This window comes from Providencia sp. PROV130 (genome assembly GCF_028482225.1).
Classification (GTDB): domain Bacteria; phylum Pseudomonadota; class Gammaproteobacteria; order Enterobacterales; family Enterobacteriaceae; genus Providencia; species Providencia rettgeri.
Map to the genome: position 1 here is coordinate 32,018 of NZ_JAMPQC010000023.1, position 20,788 is coordinate 52,805.

A 20,788-nucleotide genomic window follows, 5' to 3' on the forward strand; every position below is an offset into this window, starting at 1 on the left:
ATTTTAGAAAAAAATGCGGACGATTGATATAGTGTTTGTTCTAAACATGCCAAACGACTCAGTGAGCCGCTTAGCAGTAGAATACACAAAATTAGTCTTTTAAGTTGACTTCAATCCGCTTGCTTTCATCCATCATCGCCGCTTTGGCTCGAATTTTAGCCTCTAACTGATCGATAATGTTGTCATTATCAAAACGCTCTTTTTGACGTTTACCGTCTTCATAAAAACCGCTCTTGGTTTTTGCCCCTGCAACGCCTAGCGTAGAAACTTCCGCTTCACCGGGACCATTAACCACACAGCCAATAATCGATACATCCATAGGTGTAATGATATCTTCTAAACGCTGTTCTAATTCATTCACTGTACCAATCACATCAAATTCTTGCCGTGAACAAGTTGGACAAGCAATAAAATTAATACCACGCGAACGAATCCGCAGTGATTTTAAGATATCAAAACCCACTTTAACTTCTTCAACAGGGTCAGCTGCTAAAGAAATACGCAAGGTATCACCGATACCTTCAGACAGTAACATTCCTAAACCAATTGCAGATTTTACTGAACCTGCACGGGCACCACCGGCTTCGGTAATACCTAAATGCAGAGGTTGATCGATTTTATTCGCTAATAAACGGTAAGAGCCGACAGCAAGAAATACATCTGATGCTTTTACGCTGACCTTAAACTGATCAAAATTAAGTCTGTCTAAGATGTCCACATGGCGCATTGCTGACTCAACTAATGCCTCCGGTGTTGGCTCGCCGTACTTCTCTTGAATATCTTTTTCAAGGGAACCACCATTAACCCCAATACGAATTGGAATATTGTAGTGGCGTGCGCAATCAACAACTTGGCGAATACGTTCTTCGCTACCAATATTACCTGGATTAATACGCAAGCAATCAACGCCGTATTCCGCTACTTTTAATGCAATACGATAGTCAAAATGGATATCCGCCACCAGTGGAACATTAACTTGTTGTTTAATCAGTTTAAATGCTTCAGCGGCATCCATGGTAGGAACAGAAACACGCACAATATCAACACCAACACGCTCAAGGGATTTTATTTGGCGAACGGTGGCTTCGACATCAGTTGTACGGGTATTAGTCATTGACTGGACAGCGATAGGTGCGCCATCGCCTACTGGCACGCTACCTACGTTGATACGAGTGGATTTACGTCTTTTTATCGGTGATTCATTATGCATTTTGGTTTAATTCTCCGAACGTCCATGTGCTCTTTGTTACCGTGGTACTCTTTGTTACCGTGATATTCTTTGTTACCGTGATATAGTTTTAACGATTATTTTTATACGCTCAACTATACACAAGAAAGCAAACTATAGCCTATCAAAAAAGATGTTTTCGGATATAGTTTGCTTCTTTTTGCCTGTCTGTTTTTAGGCTTCAGGTAACTTCAATTTTGCCGGACGTTTCGCTTTAATGAAGCGGCTTAAATCAACAGTATTGCCTTGAAACTGTACAGTGACATTCGCAGGTGCACCAATGTTCAAGCGATAAGGTTGCGGCCCATCAAGTTCCAACTTATCACCACTATTTTTGGTGCCACTGAATAAGATTTTATTATTTGCATCACGAATTTCTAACCAGCATTGGCCAGTAAAATTCAATACTAGGGCTTGGCTGCTTACAGCAACAGGTTCAGTCGTTTCTGTATTTTGTGTTCTGTCTAATGCAACTGAAGATTGTGGTGCATTAGGTAATGGAATTGTTCTGACCGGCTCAGTAATAGGGTCAGTCGCTAATACGGGCTCTTGAGTTTGTAATTCAAGAGTATTTTCCGGTACAACAGGCACTGTATCAGTTGAGGCGACCTCTGTTGATGTCAGTAATTCAACTGGTGTGGTGTTGTTATCTTGTTGGGACAAAATCAAATCATTTTGATTTGCCATTGAAACTAGCTCATCTTTTTGGGCGTTATGATCTTGCCACCACCATACGCCAACCATTGCGATGAGAACAATCACAATCAACCAAGTCAGTTTCATTAACCAACCTTCACGCTTTTTGCGTTTTTTCCCCAAAGAATAACTTTGCATAGGAGAAACTTTGGCTAATGTAACGGTTTCTTCTGTTTTCATATACGTTTTTAATTCGCTCTCGGGTATGCCTACCATACGAGCATAAAGGCGAATATAACCACGCAAAAATGTCGGTTCCACGCCAGCGGGAGCAATATCTTGTTCTATCTCTTTTACCGTACTGATTTTAAGGCATAATCGTTCTGCAACAACATCTTGGGTTAGACCCATGCGCTCACGTGCTTGCGTCAATAATTGTCCTACTGTGGTCGTAGCTTGTTCGGTATTATTTTCGATAGTCATTTGCTGGCAACACTATTTCCAAGTTTAAAAGATATAAAGCGAACATTGAGCAGCTTTATTCGTCAATAATTTATCATCATGTTGAAACAACAATTAAATTTTTCTTATTGCTTCTACTATTGTAGGTGAACAAAGGCGTATTGTAGGTGAACAAAGGCGTTTTGCCTAACTCTAAAACGCCCTAAATCATCACCTAATTCACTGATTCAAGCTTATTTATAAATCAGACTGTTTTTACCTTGATAGGTTCCCCTGCTAAGCGTTTTTTCAACGTTCGTTTTGTTCTGTCGATCACGTCGCCAGCAAGTTGCCCACAGGCAGCATCAATATCATCACCCCGCGTTTTGCGCACTATCGTGGTGAAACCATATCCCATCAATACTTTACAAAAACGGTCAATACGACTGTTCGAACTTCTACCGTATGGCGCCCCTGGGAACGGGTTCCATGGAATTAAGTTAATCTTACTCGGTGTATTTTTTAAACATTCCGCTAATTGATGTGCTTGCTCAACACTGTCGTTCACGTGATCTAACATCACATACTCAACGGTTACTCGCCCTGCATTAGCATTCGATTTCGTTAAATAACGATTCACACTGTTGAGGAAGGTTTCAATATTGTATTTTTTATTAATTGGAACGATATCGTCACGGATATCATCTGTTGGCGCATGCAATGAAATCGCTAACGCAACATCAATCATATCCCCTAGTTTATCCAGTGCAGGTACAACACCTGAAGTGGAAATCGTGACACGGCGCTTAGATAAACCAAAACCGAAGTCATCTAACATAATTTCCATCGCAGGAACGACGTTATTCAAATTCAGCAATGGTTCGCCCATTCCCATCATCACGACGTTGGTAATTGGACGGCGTCCACTGGACTTTAGCGAACCAATAATTTTGGCTGCTCGCCAAACCTGACCAATAATTTCTGAAACACGTAAGTTACGGTTGAAGCCTTGTTGCGCCGTCGAGCAGAATTTACATTCCAATGCACAACCTACTTGTGAAGAAACGCACAATGTTGCACGGTCTGCTTCTGGGATATATACCGTTTCAACCAGTTGGTCACCCACTTTGATTGCCCACTTAATGGTGCCATCTGATGAACGCTGTTCATCAGCAACTTCCGGTGCACGGATTTCCGCGACTTCTTTCAGTTTTGCTCTAAGGACTTTATTAATATCGGTCATTTGGTCAAAATCATCATAGCAATAATGATAAATCCATTTCATGACCTGATCCGCGCGGAATGGTTTTTCACCCATTTGAGCAAAGAACTCGCGCATTTGCTTGCGGTTTAAATCAAGTAAATTGGTTTTTTGGTTCGTTTTTTCTGGTGTGACAGAAATAGCGGAAGAAGTTGCACATTGTGCATCTGTCGTCATATCAGACATGGTGTATTGCCTCGTTGTTACACTTTCGGCAGTGCTAGTGGTGAGTATAGCACGACGTAATTTTTGCGGTCTTAAAAATATAATCGCCCCGCTAATCATAGCAGGGCGTCGCATTGTACAAACTTTATAACAATAATGCTAATGCATTAGTTAAAGAAGTCTTAGCGTGGGCAGATTTCATCCGCAGTGAAGAAATACGCGATTTCACGTGCAGCAGATTCTTCAGAGTCTGAACCGTGAGTTGCGTTTTCAGTGAAACTGTCTGCATAGTCTGCACGTAAAGTACCCGCTAATGCGTTATCTGGGTTAGTTGCACCCATCAGGTCACGGTGACGTTGGATTGCGTTTTCACCTTCTAACACTTGCAGCATGATAGGGCCTGAAGTCATGAATTCAACCAGACCTTCAAAGAAAGGACGGCCTTTGTGTTCAGCGTAGAAGCCTTCAGCTTGCTCACGAGTCAAATGCATCATTTTAGCAGCGATGATTGTGAAACCCGCGCTTTCAAAACGGTTGTAGATTGCACCAATAACGTTTTTCTTCACAGCGTTTGGTTTAATAATAGAAAATGTACGTTGAACAGTCATAAATAACCTCTTAGCGATTCATTAGGCCTTTATTCTTTATTCTTCCCTGTGACTTAGGATGTAAGAACTTAAAATAGGCATGTTGTAGTTTTTTATATTATTTCTAATTCTATTGTTAGGCTTTTAGACTTCAAAAGCAACCATATCTAGGAAAAAGAAAAATAAGGCGATGATTATAGGGGCTCTGATTACAATTTCCTACAGTCACAACAACATTTTGTTAAACTTTTTATAGCAAAAAACACTATTTTTTCGGGTAAGTCACGTTTTTCATCTATTACTTCACTCTAAAGCTCATTGCCGTCACTTGGCCGCTTAAATCTAATACCGAAATTTGGTAGTTTCCACTTTTATCAAGTGTCAGCAAAATAGAACCGTTTTGCTCGGTTGTATTCACTTGTTCTCCGTTTAAAAACCACCATTTCTGCCCTTGTCCACCCTGCGTGACTAAACGTAAATCTAAGCTGGTTTTCCCGGGTAGACGCTGTAAAACTTCCCCATCACGGATACCAGAAATCAATAATGGCGGCATTTCTAGCTTCAATGGCGGGCAAGCTGAATCCGCCTTAGGTAACCGATTTTCCCGTTTCTCACTGCTTGGTAACCATGACTCCACAGTAATCGGCCATAAATGTACTTCTTTTTCCTGTGCATTTGGGCAATCTGCCGCGACTTGTTGCCCTTTGTCATTCACCCAGATTTTTTGTCTTAATCCTAATAGTGACTCTTGGTCTCGCGCCATTAACGTGGGTGGAATGGTGTTATCCAAGATCCAACTAAGACGCCTTTGGCGGCAATTATTATCATCTTTCAGTAATGAAGTTCCTCCCGGCCAACAGATCACCGCTTGGCTCACACTGGCAGGTTTCACATCTTTTGGTAGCGGTTCGTGGGATTGATAGATTTTGCTCAGTAACATGCCATTAATTTGATTCATAATCGGAATAGCGGTTGCAAAGCCTAGCTGCCCTGCTACAGGCGTTGCATCTGGCCGACCAACCCAAACGCCGATGGTATAACGCGGATTAACACCAATCGCCCACGCATCACGATAACCATAACTGGTTCCCGTTTTCCATGCCAAATTGAGTTGCCCTGCTAAATTAGCCTCAGGAACAGGGCGTGCTTCCCTGCCCATAATACGACGCACTATCCATGCAGCTCCTGGTGACATCAGCGCCCTATCGCGAATTTCATCGGTTGGTTTAAAGCGTAACGGTGACACATTACCTTTTCGCGCAAATGCGCTATAGGCAGAAACTAAATCTTCCATCCGTGTGGCTGTGCCGCCTAAAATCAGTGACAAGTTTGGTTCACTCCCTAACGGAAAGCGCAGCTCAGTCCCAACATTGCGTAGTTGAGCGGTAAATCGTTTACTGCCATACACATCTAATAACTGAACCACCGGTAAATTCAATGAACGAACGAGAGCATCGCTAACACTCACTGGCCCATTAAAACCACTGTCAAAGTTCCCTGGACGGTAATCATTAAAGCGCCGTGGAACATCTTGTAATAACGATTCCGCATGGATGAGCCCGTCATCCATTGCTAATGCATATAAAAATGGTTTTAACGTTGAGCCTGGAGAGCGCCAAGCGCTAATCATGTCCACATGGCCAAAACGGCTATCATCTTGAAAATCAATTGAGCCAATATATGCTTTCACTGCCATATCTGTATGATCAACCACCAAAATTCCCAATGATGTTTGTTTTGGTAGTTGGTTTTTCCAATTCATGGCCATGTCTTCCAGTTGCCTTTGCAAACTGGCATCGATAGTGGTTTCAATGATGGACTGTTGCGTATCTTTGGTCACCCGCCTTGCAAGCAAAGGGGCTGAATGTGGGTTCTTCCTCGGTGCTAACCAAATTTGTTCTTGTTTAATATCGGCAACTTTTTCAGAGCTCCAGACTTGGTATTCCTCTAGTCTATCCAATACTTTATCACGGGCGGCTTGTGCCCTTTCTGGATATCTATCCGGTCTTAAACGGCTCGGAGCTTGCGGCAATACGGCAAATAATGCCGCTTCACTCGCCGTCAATTTTGCCGGTGACTTATTCAAATATACCCAGCTAGCTGCGCCAATACCTTCAATGGTTCCGCCATACGGAGCACGGTTTAAATACATTTCTAAAATTTCATCTTTCGAATAGTGATATTCGAGTTGAGCCGTACGCCAAAGCTGTTTCAGCTTACCGCCCAGTGTTCTTTCATGGGGGTCAATTAACCGTGCCACTTGCATCGAAATGGTACTTCCGCCCGACACAATACGCCCTGAACTCACAAACTGCCCCGCGGCTCTAATCAGCGAAAACGGGTTTACCCCCGGATGACGATAAAAATGACGATCTTCATACGTTAGTAACGCTTCGATAAAATCAGGAGAAACCTCTTCGAGTGTAACAGGAAAGCGCCAAATTCCCTCTTTGTCTGCAAAGCGCCACAATGGTGTACCATCCGCTGCAACCACGGTTCGTGCCATTTCAATTTGCTTAATCGGCAACGGCCAAATTTTATCAGCGGCTAAAAAAGCCAGTGGCAAAATAATGACCAACAGAACCAGTGTAATGCCTGTGCGACGTAACCATTTTTTCATTGATGGGAGTACCGAAAATAAATTAAAAAAGCCCTTATATCTGAGTATCAATATAAGGGCTTTAGAAGGTGATTAGCGAACGATTTCTAATTGGCCATCCGAGTAGCCAGTCGCACGCCAGTCAGGGACATACATTGATTCAACTTGTGGTACCGGAATACTATACACACCCGGCGTTACCGCTCGCGCTAAGTAGACTAAGGTAGTTGGGCGGTATTGCTGAACTTCAACCGCAGCCACAAAACGGTCATCACGATATTCCATATGGCGTATTTGCGATTGCTGCATATCATCAATTAATTCTTGCAAGTTCGGCGCGGACTCACTCAAATTAGCGCTACTGTTCGCTAAATTTTGGTTTTCCAGTTCTAAGCCTGCTGGCAGCAAGTCAACCACTAACGCATCTGGCACACTTTGGGATGCTTGAACTTCCAATTTAACCACCACCATTTCACCGCTTCTTAATCTATCTAATGAAATGCGATTGCCTTTCATATCATAGTAGCTACGAGTAATACCTAATACATTCGAGCTTGGCTTTGGTGAATGTTGTGGATAACCCACCACATTTAAGCGTGTATACAGAGTATTCGTTCCACTGTTTTCGATGCTATAACCTGTCTCCAACTGATCTTTACTCAGGAACTCACTCACAGGTTTATCTGAGACCATCGGAGGTTCTTGGCCATTAATCGTAGCTTTCCACGGTGCTTCACTTTCATTTAAGTAAAAACGGCCCGCTAAATATAACGCATTGCTCTCTTGTGTTGAGAAATAACGTTGAGAAGTTAAATTATTAGACAAAGTTTGCAGTTTTTGGTCACGGGATTTTGGCATTAAATTATATTCATTTAATAGCGCAACAATCATCGCGTCATCACGGATCACCGAACCGTAATCCCCTACATAGCTGTAGCGGTTACGTTGTTTTTTCAGTCCGTCAATCACTGCACTCTCACCACGTGATTTATCACCCATCAAGTTCAATGCAACTCCAAGCTGAACCAGAGGTAAGCCACTTGCTGCAGCGTTTCTTTGGTTATAAAGTTGACGTAATGCGCCTAACGGTGCTTTTTGCTGTGATGCTAATACTAAACCTGCATAGGCCTGAGTAGCAAAACGAGCGCCCTCTTGGTTTTCCGTATACGGGTAGTTAATTTGGCTACCATCTTGTAAATAGCTCAGTAGACGCGTATTGGCGTTACTTATAGCCTCTTGCGGGACAGTAAAGCCACGTTGATTAGCTTTATTCAAGAAATCCGCCGCATACGCAGTTAACCAATATTCTTCGCGGCCGTTTCTATCCCACAGCGAAAAACCGCCATCATTACGTTGCATACTTAACAAATGTGGAATACCAATTTCAATCGCTTTATGGCGGTCTGCATCTGTTTGCGTTTTAATTCCTAACTTATTCAGTTCGGCTTGGGTTGAGAACAATGAAGGGTATAAACCACTGATAGTTTGTTCCAAACAACCGTATGGATAAGCAAATAACTCTCGAATATAACGTGAGATATCTAATGGCGGACGGCTGGTTAACAGGACTTGCCCTTCAATGGTATCCGGTTGCAGGCCAGCAATTTGGTTAGTTGGCAGTGCCCATGAAGTACCTGGCTCAATCGCGGTAGCAAAAGAAACCGTTTCTGCTGGCTGTGCCGGACGAACACCCACTTTCCAACTATTGCTGTAGTCTTTATTGGCTTCGCCTTGAATTTTCACGCCATTAATGGTCATCGACACTTCGCCTTCACCGAAGCCGTAGTCTGCTCTGACAGGTAAATTAATGGTGGTGCGTTTGCCTTTTGGTAACTCCAACTCACGGCTGCTGACGCCATCAAGTTTCACCATTCCTGATGCCTTGAAATTAACAGTCACATTTTGTGTGTTATCCGTCATATTGGTCAAATCAAGCGCAAAGTAAGACTTATCACCGCCCGCCATAAAGCGAGGCATCGACATTTGTGTCACTAATGGTGCCGCGACAATCACTTTGCTATCCGCATGGCCGAACTCTTTTTCATTCCATGCTTGGGCCATCACACGTAATTCCCCGTTAAAATCAGGGATAGCAAGGCTAATTTCACCCTCACCGTCTTTATTTAATGTGACAGGTTTGGCTTGCTCCGCAATGATTTGCACTTCAGTGAGTGGCTTCATACCACCACGCTCTAATGCCGCATCCTCGCTGTCACCACCAAAGCGTAAGTTAGCAATCTTACCTTGTCCTTCAATTAAGTGGCCATAAACGTCATACTGATCAACGCCATAGCGCTTGCGGCCAAAAAAGGCGTCATACGGGTCTGGGGTTTTGAAATCCGTGATATTTAATACACCAGTATCAACTGCAGATAACAGCACATTCACTTTTTCAGGTAACGGTTTGCCATCTTGCGCTGTCGCTTTAATTTTTACCGTTAAGTCTTGATTAGGGCGCATTTTGTCTGGCGTCGTTAAGGCCAATGCAATCTTACGGTTTTCATCTGCAATCGGTAAATGCAACACACCCACCGCACGTTTCACTGTGGCTTCTTTAGAGTCATCACCTGGACGAACAACGACGGCAGAAACGTATAAATCATGACGAGCCCACTCTTTATTGACTGGGATTTCAACGTCTAAGCCCTTTTCTGGTACATCAATTTCTTCCCACCACAGTGGGCCATTACTCGACTCGAGCAATATATAGCCTTTACCGGCTTTAGGGGATTCAATGCGAACTTTGGCTTTTTCACCCGGTAAATATGCAGGCTTATTCAGGCTGAGTTTCACTTGGTCAGGACGAACTGAACCGCTTCCCCCTGTGTTATCTTGCCATGAATACCCCGCCCAGAACTGGACGCTGGAAACGAGCTGATTCTCTGGGTTTAATACCTCTAAACGGAATGCCCCCCAATCCACAGGGAAGGAGACTTTCGCTGTACCGTCTTTGGCGATGGCAATATTTTCATTCGCCATGACGAGGTCTTTTTGGTCATAATTTGAAGACCAACCAGCACTTTCAGACCAACTCCAGTAATAATCGCGGCGTTCGTACACTAAACGCACGGTTAAGTTTTCTGCTGCCAGTTTATTACCCGCGGCGTCTGCCATAACTAATTCAAACTCAGCTAACGAGTTTTCATCCACATTGTGGCGTTTGACATAACGGTCTGTGCGGTAATCGTAAATTTCTTTTTTGGCGAATAATGGACGAATACCGACCAGTTTTTCCGCGGGCCAAATGGCTTGCTCAGCACGACGCGTCACAGGGCGACCACCTGCCTCAAGCAAACTGGCCTGCAAAACAGCTGAAATTGGTGAGCGAGTCGAGCTCCAATTACTGTTTGGAATTGAAATTACCGTTTCACCGTTGCTGTCCAGCGTCAAGTCAAATTCATCTAATTTACGAGGTAAGCCCTCTTCATTGACAGCGCCAAATTCAAAACCGGGTAATTTTGCTACCGCTTCACGATCTGCTTTTAAAACAATTTGGCCTTGCAACTGGTTATCTGCTGCAGGTGCTCCGTATAAATAACGGCCTTGAATATCAAAATCAACTGACTGGTCAGTTAAACGAGGAACATCACTGCCAACAATTTCCAGCGCCATGCGTTCTGGCATGAAATCTTCAACATTGAATTTGTAATAACGTTGCGGTGAACCGTCACCTAAATCAAAACGTAGCGACCAACCGCCCGTTTCTGCATTTTTAGGAATTTCAAATTGATATTGATATAACCCATTTTGGTTTTCTTCCGGCTGCCACACGAAACTACGAACCACTTGCCCATCTGTTTTTAATACATCAACTTTAACTGGCTGAGTTTTGACTGGGTTACCATCGCCATCACGCAATAGACCGTTTACCAGTAATAATTCACCTGGGCGATATAAATCGCGAGGACCGAAGGTGAAAAATTGTTTTGCGTAGCCTTCTGGCCCTGAAATATCAAATTCAGATAAATCAAGTGCTGGCTGCGTAAGATCAATCATACTGGTTTGCCCTTCATGGGTTGCCAGTAATAATTTTCCACCCGCTAATTTATCTAATTGAGCGTGACCATCACCATCTGTGCTACCTTTTGTCACTAACTGGCCTTTTTCATCCAAAATACGTAGCTCAACGCCTTTAATGGCAGAGCCTTTCGCTAAGGATTGCGTGAAAATATCGACACGGTCTTGGTAACTGTGTAGTGATACACCAATATCACTCAATGTGAAGACAGTTGCAGGGAATTGATAACTATAGCTGCCTGCTTTTTGCATGATGGCTAAATATACGCCATCTTGCTGTAACTCTTTGACATCTTTCAACGGCAGTAAAATGGTTTGGCGGGTATTTTTATCTGGATTTAAATCAAAACGGCCGGTATAAGCCAGCTCCACTTTGTCGAGAAACTCTTCGGAATACCAATACTCATAATTACTGCGGTATTGCCATTGCGCTAAAAATTGCGGTAATTGTTTTTCATCCACACGGAAGAAATTGACGTCGACCTTATCAACGTTCAAGGCAATCACAGGTAAGCCTTGGGCAACCTTGCTAGGTAATAACGAGCCTTTGCTCGCAAAACCAACGGTTGGGATGATTTGCGCCGTGGTAAGTTTTTTCTCAAAATTTTCGGTCGTCGTACGCTCATTAACCGCTTTAATGCCCGGGTTAATGGTGAGGTTTAATTCTTTAGACGGTGGAAGGTGGCGAAAACGTAATTCCATTTGGTTATCAGACAGTTCCCAAGCGCCATCTAACTTACCGGTTTTAACATCAATAAGGTTAATGTACTGGCCAAAATCTTGGTTGGCTTGCAGTGGAACAGAGAATGTCACCACCATGGCACTCGCACCATCAAGCTGCAATTCAGACGCATCCAAAATGGTGAGATCTTTCCCTGCATATTTTTTTACCATTTCTTCAGTGGAAAGTTTTGGTGCTGCTTTTTTCTGCTCTGCAACTGGCGCTGTTTTAGTTTGATTTTCTGGCGCTGTCGTGGAAACATTTGGCTCATTTTTGGTTGCTTCTTCTGTATTATCACAACCGGCCAATGCCACAACCGACGCCAACGCAAGTGCTAAATAACGCTTTTTGGTTTTTAGACCCGCCAATGAAGCCCAACTAGATTGTTGTTTCATTACCGCCCGCCCTTTAATTAGTTAAAATTTATTCTGTTTTTTAAGGTTTTAACAGGAGGTTAAAACCCACTATATACTTGCTTGGAAATGGCTAAAAATATGTCTAGATGAATATTGCCAATATTGTTTCAATTATCGAAATAATTTAACAGAATGTTATAAGAACACCTATCAGACAAAACGGAAAAAATGATGGACGAGAAAAACAGAGAAATGAAATAATATTTTTCAAATAGTAAGCAGAATATATCTTTAATAAATGAGCAATATGCATTTTATGAGTGAGAAAAGCATTTTCCTCACTCTATACATGAAATTATTAGGTGTTTTTTACTGGGATTGTGTCCCGCAAGAAGCTACCAAGGCGACGCTGATAAAAAGGCTGAATGTGTTGAGTAATAAAGTGGCTAACACCTTGCTCATTCTCATTTACCACACAAAAATCAATAGACTCGTCATCGGCTAAAAACTCACAAGCAAGTGTCCCCGCCTCATGAATAATGGAATCAATATTTTCTGCCCCTGCAGTAAACTCTAACGCTATCATTAATATTGGCATTTCTTCAGCGTCATCACTCTCTACTGCGGAGACCATAAAACCGCGTCTCACCACTTTGTGTTGTTTAAAAAATTCGCTAAGCGCCTCAACAATAGCCTGCGGCTGTTCCTCTAACGCACTTAATTTCAGTGATGAGCCTTTCGGTACGGTTAATTCAGTAAATTGGATCTCAGTTTCTTGGTTGGAACTGTTATTATTCGATTGCTGCGACATTGCCAATCCCCTGCTATTAAAAAGAAGTGCTTATTATACTCGCAAATACGTCAAGGTAAAAAAATAGGCACGAAAAGCCATCTTCCCGTGCCTGTTATTAATCAAACATAGTTTATTTTGATTTGCTGATTAATAAGTTTGCCAGTGTTCTTACACCTGTACCGGTTGCGCCCTCTGCCCATAAGCTAACTGCAGATTTACGGTAAGTCGCTGAGCAGTCAATATGCACCCAATTTTGACGATAATTTTCGACAAAATGCGATAAAAATGCCGCAGCGGTGCTTGCGCCTGCAGTGTGCGATGGTGCCGCGATGTTGTTCAAATCCGCGAAGCCAGATGGTAACTGTTGGCGATGGAACTCTGCTAATGGTAAGCGCCAGAATAATTCAAACTCAGCGTCTGAAGCATTCATTAAGTCAGCAACTAACTTGTCATCAAAGCTCAACACTGAATGGTAGTCATTGCCCACAGCGGTTTTCGCAGCGCCCGTCAAGGTTGCAGCATCAATGATCAGCGTTGGTTTTTCTTTGCTTGCATCAATTAAACCATCGGCTAACACTAAACGGCCTTCAGCATCCGTATTCATAATTTCAACGGATTTACCGTTACGGTAACGAATAATATCACCCAATTTGAATGCATTGCCGCTAACCATATTGTCAGCAATGCACAGGAACATTTTTACGCGTTTCTGTAAGCCACGAGAAATAGCTAGTGCCAATGAACCCGCTAAGGTTGCTGCACCGCCCATATCGGCTTTCATTGAATTCATGGAAGAAGAAGGTTTGATGCTGTATCCCCCTGAATCGAAAGTGATACCTTTGCCGACTAACGCAGCAAAAACAGGGGTATTTGGGTTGGCACCTGGGTTGTAATCTAACGCTAAAAAGACAGGTGGGCGACTTGAACCACGGCCAACCGTATGAATACCAGTATAACCCTGTTCTAATAAGTCATCGCCTTTAATAATACGGTAGCTAATGTCTTGTGCGCCCACGGTGCAGAGTAAATCAATGGCGCGTTGTGCGAGTTGTTCTGGCCCTAACTCTTCTGCAGGTGCGTTAATGACATCACGTACCCAATCAATGGTCCGAATACGGTTTTCTAATTCTTTGCGGTCTGCTTCAGGTAATACTGGCCATTCAATCGTTCTCGCCCCTTTTGGTGCACGAAAACCTTGCCAAAATGCCCAGCTTTTTTCTAAATCCCAGCCTTCGCCAGCCAAAGCAACATTGCGGATCCCTTGGCCATCTAATTTACGGCCAGCGCTTTGTACTGCACATAATTTACCTGCATGTTTCAGGTGGATTGTCATCCCTTTATCACTAGAGCTTAACAATGCGCCCTCACCCCAACAAGGTGCAGCAGGCTCACAAGAAATCATTACTGGCATAATTTGTTTTGTCATCGTTTTTCTCACTTTGTCTATTTTTGCAGACAGTAAAAGCCCATTTATTCTGTCGGCAGATGGCATTACCTTAACTGATAAATACCAATAGGGATATCATTATAGTGCTGATATAAAATAAAAAACCGAGCACATTTTCTAATGATTGCTCGGTCTTTAATATTAATTGCTGATTATTCGAACTCATCCAGCCAAACTAACAAAATGGCTTCTAGGACTTTCTCATTCGATTTTTGCGGGTCATCATCAAATTCTTCTAAGTCGCAAATCCACTGGTGCATATCGGTAAAACGTACAGTTTTAGGGTCGACATCTGGAAATGCGTCGTACAGTGCTTCACCGATTTCGCGGCTATTTGACCATTTTAAACTCATGTCTTTCTCTCATTATACGAACAATTATTTTTCGAATTATAATCCTTTGAATCATATCAACGGATCTCTTTCAGTTATTCTTCATTATACTATTTGTGAGAGGTAAATCGATAAGTGTTTCCAGGCAAGCCAGTGTAATACCTTGCTCTTTTAATGCAGTAAACAGGCCGCTTGATGATACATAAGGGTAACCCAACTTTTCCTTTATTCTTTGAATTCGTTTATTTTCAGTCGCTTCTGAACACCCCTGAATATAACTGATTTCTTTTACCTTACAGTGTGAAAGTAATAACCGTATGGTTATCATCTCTTTTCGTGTAAAACGAATATCACCAAAACGCATATATTTGTGTTCAGATAATAGCTGAGATCTCTCATTTTTTTTTATATCATCTAATTCTGAAGCCATAGGAACACAAGCTCTGAGCGGTAATAACAGCTCCGGAGTTTTTGACCATATCCTATGAGCATAATCTGCTAAAATCGGCTTTAAACTGTAAAATTGAATCATATCTGATAATGTCAATTGCCTATTAGCATTTATTGTGGTGATCTCAAAAATATCGCCATACCGACTACAAATATCTATTTTAAATTTATTTTTTGCCGCCTTTGCTAAAGTTTTCTGAAACGGACTAGAGTAAAAATCCCAATATTGAATTCTATATTTTAACCTCTCATTAACTAATAAATCTAAATCGTCACCCCAGCCTATTAATTGCCATTCATAATTATTAGATATTATATTCACACACTTATTCTTGGTGTTTATTTTATTGATAGTAACATCAATTTCATTCCAATCAAAAACACTTACAAACTGTTTTTTTAATTCATTACATGCATTCTCTATAAAAATATTTTCTATATTCATAAGGTCGCCTTACTCGCTAATCCATTGAATTTCCAATTAAGTAAAAAAGCAAAACCACAACAGCATAGGAAGCCCCCCACATACACTACTCCCAAATCCAACAATTGATTAATAATTAATGGAGTTAAACCACCAAATATTACAACTGTAGAATTAAAGCCTACGCCTAACGTAGCTACCTTCCCACCAGAAGCATGAACAAGAATAAAAGCAGAATTACACCAAATCATAGATATATAAATAGTCATAATTATTTGAGATAATATAATTAACCAAACCCCACCCTGAGTCATCATATAATATAACGGGACGGATAAAATAATTAGTCCTACAACCCCAACATTAAAAACTTTAATTGGAGAACTAACTTTATCCGTTATCCAAGAACATAAAAATACAGAAAATAATAATAACAATGATGATAACAAAGAGTAATATTTCTTACTTTCACCTAATGATAAATATTCTAGAATTAAAGACCATGATATATTTTGTGTGTAAAAGGTCACTGTCGCAGGTATTGCAACAATGAAAACACTTAAAACCTCTTTCAATTTAATTTTCCGTTGCTCTATGCTAATAGTCGGCTGCTCAGGTAGGTTACTTCTAAACCAAAAACTGATAAAAATATTTATTAAGCCAAGTAGTAAAGGAATACGCCAACCAACACTATCCATTTCCTTAACTGTCAATATACTTTCTAACATATAAATGATAAAGAATGCCATTATAAATCCCAATAATGAACTTATAGCGGCTAAAGCAGAAACTTTTGAAGTTTCATTTTTAGGGCAATTATAAAGTAGGTAATTAATTAATGATGGATACTCTCCTGCAAAACTAAAGCATAATGCAGATTGTAAAATCAGCATGACTATTGGCGTATACCCACCTAATAATTCAATAGGCAACAAGGCCATTAGTAATGTTGAAAAACCAGTCACTACACTTGTTAAAATTAAAGCTGCTTTTTTCCCTGACTTATCGGCAAAGCACCCAACAATGTATCCACCAACGGGCCGTAATATATATCTCAAGGCGAATATCCCCCAGATAATTTCAGATGCATTCCCTATATTAAGCTTATTTAACTCCTTAATAAGATAGACAGATATTGCTGCAAACACTGCAATATCATAATGCTCGAGCATATTACCAAGTGATATACCAAAACGATATTTCCATTTCATGGTGAAATTCCTTTTCATATCTAATTTTATTTAATTAGCAATTATATAAATGTTAAATTATTACATCTTAACCAAATGGAATTATTTAATTCGGACATACCTATAACACAAAAAATAAATCATAAAAAGCAAAAAATAAATTACCCCATCAAACCAGCTAATAAATAAAATCAAGCCACTTTATAATATTTAAATAATTTTAAAATTAAAAATAACCTAAAAATTCAAACACAATAAATCGCCATTAATACATATTAATGGCGATTTATTATTATTTTAAAATAATTCACGTTGTAGCTAGGCGGCGATTGAGAGTATCTCGGGGAGCATACAAAAGTATGTGACCCGAGTACTTGAAAGAAGCCAACAACGCTACAGCGTGAAGTATGACAAAAATTAGTGTTCGCGGGCGTGATTAATAGTATAACGCGGGATCTCTACCACTAAATCCTCATCCGTCACCAGCGCCTGACAACTTAGGCGACTTTCTGGCTCTAATCCCCATGCCTTGTCTAACATGTCGTCTTCGAGTTCACTGCTTTCTTCCAGTGAATCAAAGCCTTCACGAACGATGCAATGACAGGTTGTACAAGCACAGGATTTTTCACAGGCATGCTCAAGCTCAATACCGCTGCGTAGTGCAACATTTAAAATAGATTCGCCTTCTTGTGCTTCAACTACTGCACCGTCTGGACATAAATCACTATGAGGTAAAAAAACTATTTTAGGCATAATTATATCTCATCCACAGAATGGCCTGACAACGCTTGGCGAATGGACGTATCCATGCGACGCGCTGCAAACTCCTGCGATTGCTTATCCAGTTGTTTAATGGCATTTTCAATTACGATTGGGTCTGTACCCTCAACCGCTTTAATTAACTCATTGACCGCATTATCAATTTCTGACTCTTCTTCTGGCGTCAGTAAATTGCCATCTTGGGCTAATGCGCTCGTTAAACTTTCAAGCACTCTTGCTGCTTCAACTTTTTGCTCCGCTAAGCGGCGCGCATTTAAGTCATCTTGCGCGTTAGTCATTGAATCTTTAATCATGTTTGAAATTTCGTTATCCGTTAACCCATACGATGGCTTAACTTGAATCGATGCTTCTACGCCTGTGGATTTCTCCATGGCGCTGACACTCAGTAGCCCATCCGCATCGACTTGGAAAGTGACACGAATATGAGCGCCACCCGCGGCCATTGCGGGGATATCACGTAAAGCAAAACGTGCAAGTGAACGACAGTCTGCGACCATTTCACGTTCACCTTGTACCACATGAACGCTCATCGCCGTTTGACCATCTTTGAAGGTGGTGAACTCTTGCGCACGAGCAACGGGAATGGTGGTGTTACGCGGGATCACTTTTTCGACTAATCCCCCCATCGTTTCCAAACCAAGGGAAAGAGGGATCACATCTAACAACAGCATTTCACTGTCAGGCTTGTTTCCGACTAAGATATCCGCTTGAATGGCAGCCCCAATGGCGACAACTTTATCTGGGTCGATGGATGTCAGTGGTGATTTACCAAAAAACTCCCCGACTTTTTGACGAACTAATGGCACACGAGTCGAACCACCGACCATGACAACGTTCAGCACTTCTTGCGCCTCAACACCCGCATCTTTCAACGCACGGCGGCAAGCCATCAATGTGCGTTTTACATAGTTTTCAATCAACGCTTCAAACTGCTCGCGACGGATTTCCCCTTGCCAATTAGCAAGTTGGATCATCGCAGTTTCAGCATTACTGAGCATAACTTTGGTTTCTGTCGCCACATTTAATAACTGACGATTTAAATGATGGTCACCTTGTAATGAAACCCCTGCCTGCTCAGCAATCCACTGAGCCAGTACTTGGTCAAAGTCATCTCCACCAAGCGCGGTATCGCCGCCCGTTGCTAACACTTCGAATACACCACGGCTCAGGCGCAAAATAGACACATCAAAAGTGCCACCACCGAGGTCATAAACGGCTATCACACCTTCTTGCCCAGAGTCTAATCCGTAAGCAACTGCCGCTGCAGTCGGCTCATTCAATAGGCGTAACACGTGCAACCCCGCAAGGCGAGCTGCGTCTTTCGTGCCTTGACGTTGTGCGTCATCGAAATAAGCCGGTACCGTGATCACTACGCCATCCATTTCCCCACCTAAGGTTTCTTCAGCACGTTTTGCTAGTGTTCTTAAAATATCAGAAGAAACTTGGATTGGGTCAACTTGGCCAGCCGCGGTTTGAATCAACGGTAAACCGTTTTCACTGGCACTCAGTTGATAGGGCAAGTCGGGGTAGCGTTTTTGAATATCGGTTAGAGAACGTCCCATCATGCGTTTTACAGAAATGATAGTATTTACCGGGTCTTGTTCGGCAAGTTGCTTAGCTTCCCATCCCACTAATCTATTTTCAGGTTGATAATTAACAATCGATGGTAATAAAAAGCGCCCTTGGCTATCAGGTAAAGCCGCAGCTTCACCACTACGCACTGTCGCAATCAAAGAGTGGGTGGTACCTAAATCAATGCCTGCAGCCAATTTGCGCTGATGCGGAGCTGCGGTCATACCGGGTTCGCTGATTTGTAGTAACGCCATAATCGTTTTCTCTTAAAATTCATCTAGTAACCGTTCTTCGAGTTGTTCAGCTTGCTGCTGAAGCTTGTCGAGAAAACGTAGTTTACGTACGGTATCAGCGGCTTTTTCCCACTGCATGGCATCTAGTTCTGTCACCATCAGTGCACTTCGTGCTTGCTGCATTTGTTTGACGTTCTGCATAAATTTAGCCAATAGATCAAGTGCGTCATCACTGTTTTCAATATTGTCTAACTCTTCGCGTAGCTCAAGTTGCTCCATCAAAAATGCCGTGTCATGCATGGTATGTTGTTCGTTATTAATATCAAAACCATGCAATGAAAGCATATATTCCGCGCGTTTTAGCGGATGACGAAGGGCTTGATAAGCAGCATTAATGGTTGCTGCTTTTTGCAGCGCTTGCATTTTCTCCTGTTCAGAACAGGTTGCAAAACGATCAGGATGGAATTGACGCTGTAAGTCTTGAAAACGTAGCGTCAGTTGCTCGCTATCGATGGCATAGATGGGAGCCAATCCAAAAAGAGTAAAATAATCCATAAGTGCTCAGTTTCTCGAACCGGTTACCAATACCACTAATAAACTAAAATTAGTGAGATTGGCCGAAAATTAGGCTTAATAAAACGCATTATACGTGAAAACTTTCACCGCATCCGCATTCACTATTGACGTTAGGGTTATTAAATTTAAACCCTTCGTTTAAGCCTTCTTTCACGAAATCCAGCTCAGTACCATCAAGATAAACGATGCTCTTGCCATCGATGATGACTTTCACACCTTTATCTTCAAAAACTGTGTCTTCTTCATTGATTGTGTCAGCAAATTCAAGAACATAAGCCATTCCTGAACAACCTGAAGTTCTTACACCTAAACGCAAGCCTTCGCCTTTTCCACGATTTTGTAGAAAGGATTGAATACGCTGCGCAGCACTTTCTGTAAGAGAAATAGACATTGCAAACCTCACTTTAGAAACAAACAAGGCAGATGCTACTCATGAGTCGCATCCGCCTTCAAATTATTTTATACCTACCCTATTTCTAAACTAAGAAACTCAGCGATGTTTAGCCTAGACGCCGTGGGTATTGTTCCAGTTATAGGACGATAACTTGTTGTTATTTATTAATATGGATTGCCCTATAGACTGATTAAAAACTTATTTGCTTTGGCGTTTGCTTTTGTAATCAGCAATAGCAGCTTTAATTGCATCTTCAGCCAGAATTGAACAGTGAATTTTCACTGGTGGTAATTCTAACTCTTCGGCAATCGCTGTATTTTTGATTGACTCCGCTTCGTCCAAACTTTTGCCTTTCATCCACTCAGTCACGAGTGAACTTGATGCAATGGCTGAACCGCAACCATACGTTTTAAAGCGTGCATCTTCAATAATGCCGTCATCATTTACTTTAATCTGTAATTTCATGACGTCACCACAGGCAGGTGCACCCACCATACCGCTTCCTACGCTTGGGTCGCTGTTGTCAAACGAACCAACGTTGCGTGGATTTTCATAATGATCGATAACTTTTTCACTGTAAGCCATT

Annotated in this window: 16 protein-coding genes; all 16 read right to left on the bottom strand. The window is 41.8% G+C overall.

The window, feature by feature from the left end; genetic code table 11:
* Positions 1 to 91: 91 nt before the first annotated feature.
* Positions 92 to 1,210 carry a flavodoxin-dependent (E)-4-hydroxy-3-methylbut-2-enyl-diphosphate synthase gene (gene ispG, locus PSF28_RS15885; RefSeq protein WP_140172321.1) on the bottom strand — a complete coding sequence of 373 codons (1,119 nt, stop codon included), beginning with the start codon at positions 1,208 to 1,210 and terminating at the stop codon, positions 92 to 94.
* A 192-nt stretch (positions 1,211 to 1,402) separates the two neighbouring features.
* Positions 1,403 to 2,347 carry a cytoskeleton protein RodZ gene (rodZ, locus tag PSF28_RS15890; RefSeq protein ID WP_210837984.1) on the bottom strand — a complete coding sequence of 315 codons (945 nt, stop codon included), beginning with the start codon at positions 2,345 to 2,347 and terminating at the stop codon, positions 1,403 to 1,405.
* 223 nt (positions 2,348 to 2,570) lie between these two features.
* Positions 2,571 to 3,752 carry a bifunctional tRNA (adenosine(37)-C2)-methyltransferase TrmG/ribosomal RNA large subunit methyltransferase RlmN gene (locus tag PSF28_RS15895; RefSeq protein ID WP_004912645.1) on the bottom strand — a complete coding sequence of 394 codons (1,182 nt, stop codon included), beginning with the start codon at positions 3,750 to 3,752 and terminating at the stop codon, positions 2,571 to 2,573.
* A 161-nt stretch (positions 3,753 to 3,913) separates the two neighbouring features.
* The gene (gene ndk / locus PSF28_RS15900) at positions 3,914 to 4,339 is read right to left on the bottom strand and encodes a nucleoside-diphosphate kinase (RefSeq protein WP_004264899.1); all 426 of its coding nucleotides are present in this window, start codon (positions 4,337 to 4,339) and stop codon (positions 3,914 to 3,916) included.
* A gap of 277 nt (positions 4,340 to 4,616) precedes the next feature.
* Positions 4,617 to 6,938: a peptidoglycan glycosyltransferase PbpC gene (gene pbpC, locus PSF28_RS15905; protein WP_272685327.1), complete on the bottom strand. Its 2,322-nt coding sequence runs from the start codon at positions 6,936 to 6,938 to the stop codon at positions 4,617 to 4,619.
* 72 nt (positions 6,939 to 7,010) lie between these two features.
* Positions 7,011 to 12,050: an alpha-2-macroglobulin family protein gene (locus PSF28_RS15910; protein ID WP_272685328.1), complete on the bottom strand. Its 5,040-nt coding sequence runs from the start codon at positions 12,048 to 12,050 to the stop codon at positions 7,011 to 7,013.
* A 319-nt stretch (positions 12,051 to 12,369) separates the two neighbouring features.
* Entirely contained in the window at positions 12,370 to 12,822 is a 453-nt protein-coding gene (locus PSF28_RS15915) for an enhanced serine sensitivity protein SseB C-terminal domain-containing protein (RefSeq protein ID WP_210838779.1), read from the bottom strand.
* A gap of 112 nt (positions 12,823 to 12,934) precedes the next feature.
* Complete coding sequence (gene pepB, locus PSF28_RS15920) at positions 12,935 to 14,230, bottom strand: aminopeptidase PepB (RefSeq protein ID WP_210838781.1); 1,296 nt, start codon at positions 14,228 to 14,230, stop codon at positions 12,935 to 12,937.
* Positions 14,231 to 14,403: 173 nt separating this feature from the next.
* Positions 14,404 to 14,604, bottom strand: coding sequence for a Fe-S cluster assembly protein IscX (gene iscX, locus PSF28_RS15925; RefSeq protein WP_272685329.1), 201 nt, complete (start codon positions 14,602 to 14,604; stop codon positions 14,404 to 14,406).
* A 70-nt stretch (positions 14,605 to 14,674) separates the two neighbouring features.
* Complete coding sequence (locus PSF28_RS15930) at positions 14,675 to 15,478, bottom strand: helix-turn-helix transcriptional regulator (protein ID WP_272685330.1); 804 nt, start codon at positions 15,476 to 15,478, stop codon at positions 14,675 to 14,677.
* Positions 15,475 to 16,668 (bottom strand): MFS transporter, encoded by a 1,194-nt coding sequence (locus PSF28_RS15935; RefSeq protein WP_272685331.1) that lies wholly within the window; start codon positions 16,666 to 16,668, stop codon positions 15,475 to 15,477. Before PSF28_RS15935 ends, PSF28_RS15930 begins: the two co-directional genes overlap by 4 nt.
* Positions 16,669 to 17,064: 396 nt before the next feature.
* The gene (gene fdx / locus PSF28_RS15940) at positions 17,065 to 17,400 is read right to left on the bottom strand and encodes an ISC system 2Fe-2S type ferredoxin (protein ID WP_004912660.1); all 336 of its coding nucleotides are present in this window, start codon (positions 17,398 to 17,400) and stop codon (positions 17,065 to 17,067) included.
* A 2-nt stretch (positions 17,401 to 17,402) separates the two neighbouring features.
* On the bottom strand, positions 17,403 to 19,253 hold the full coding sequence (gene hscA, locus PSF28_RS15945) for a Fe-S protein assembly chaperone HscA (protein WP_210838787.1): 1,851 nt from the start codon (positions 19,251 to 19,253) through the stop codon (positions 17,403 to 17,405).
* A gap of 12 nt (positions 19,254 to 19,265) precedes the next feature.
* On the bottom strand, positions 19,266 to 19,787 hold the full coding sequence (gene hscB / locus PSF28_RS15950) for a co-chaperone HscB (RefSeq protein WP_210838788.1): 522 nt from the start codon (positions 19,785 to 19,787) through the stop codon (positions 19,266 to 19,268).
* 88 nt (positions 19,788 to 19,875) lie between these two features.
* Complete coding sequence (gene iscA, locus PSF28_RS15955; RefSeq protein WP_004912669.1) at positions 19,876 to 20,199, bottom strand: iron-sulfur cluster assembly protein IscA; 324 nt, start codon at positions 20,197 to 20,199, stop codon at positions 19,876 to 19,878.
* 201 nt (positions 20,200 to 20,400) lie between these two features.
* Positions 20,401 to 20,787, bottom strand: a complete 387-nt coding sequence (gene iscU / locus PSF28_RS15960) for a Fe-S cluster assembly scaffold IscU (protein WP_004264914.1) — start codon at positions 20,785 to 20,787, stop codon at positions 20,401 to 20,403.
* Between the last annotated feature and the right edge of the window lies 1 nt (position 20,788).

Coding starts and splice junctions, on each gene's coding strand:
- PSF28_RS15935 (WP_272685331.1), bottom strand. CDS start 16,668: ATGAAATGGAAATATCGTTTTGGTATATCACTTGGTAATATGCTCGAG.
- ispG (WP_140172321.1), bottom strand. CDS start 1,210: ATGCATAATGAATCACCGATAAAAAGACGTAAATCCACTCGTATCAAC.
- iscU (WP_004264914.1), bottom strand. CDS start 20,787: ATGGCTTACAGTGAAAAAGTTATCGATCATTATGAAAATCCACGCAAC.
- iscA (WP_004912669.1), bottom strand. CDS start 20,199: ATGTCTATTTCTCTTACAGAAAGTGCTGCGCAGCGTATTCAATCCTTT.
- pepB (WP_210838781.1), bottom strand. CDS start 14,230: ATGACAAAACAAATTATGCCAGTAATGATTTCTTGTGAGCCTGCTGCA.
- PSF28_RS15895 (WP_004912645.1), bottom strand. CDS start 3,752: ATGTCTGATATGACGACAGATGCACAATGTGCAACTTCTTCCGCTATT.
- rodZ (WP_210837984.1), bottom strand. CDS start 2,347: ATGACTATCGAAAATAATACCGAACAAGCTACGACCACAGTAGGACAA.
- hscB (WP_210838788.1), bottom strand. CDS start 19,787: ATGGATTATTTTACTCTTTTTGGATTGGCTCCCATCTATGCCATCGAT.
- PSF28_RS15915 (WP_210838779.1), bottom strand. CDS start 12,822: ATGTCGCAGCAATCGAATAATAACAGTTCCAACCAAGAAACTGAGATC.
- iscX (WP_272685329.1), bottom strand. CDS start 14,604: ATGAGTTTAAAATGGTCAAATAGCCGCGAAATCGGTGAAGCACTGTAC.
- PSF28_RS15910 (WP_272685328.1), bottom strand. CDS start 12,050: ATGAAACAACAATCTAGTTGGGCTTCATTGGCGGGTCTAAAAACCAAA.
- fdx (WP_004912660.1), bottom strand. CDS start 17,400: ATGCCTAAAATAGTTTTTTTACCTCATAGTGATTTATGTCCAGACGGT.
- hscA (WP_210838787.1), bottom strand. CDS start 19,253: ATGGCGTTACTACAAATCAGCGAACCCGGTATGACCGCAGCTCCGCAT.
- pbpC (WP_272685327.1), bottom strand. CDS start 6,938: ATGAAAAAATGGTTACGTCGCACAGGCATTACACTGGTTCTGTTGGTC.
- PSF28_RS15930 (WP_272685330.1), bottom strand. CDS start 15,478: ATGAATATAGAAAATATTTTTATAGAGAATGCATGTAATGAATTAAAA.
- ndk (WP_004264899.1), bottom strand. CDS start 4,339: ATGACTGTTCAACGTACATTTTCTATTATTAAACCAAACGCTGTGAAG.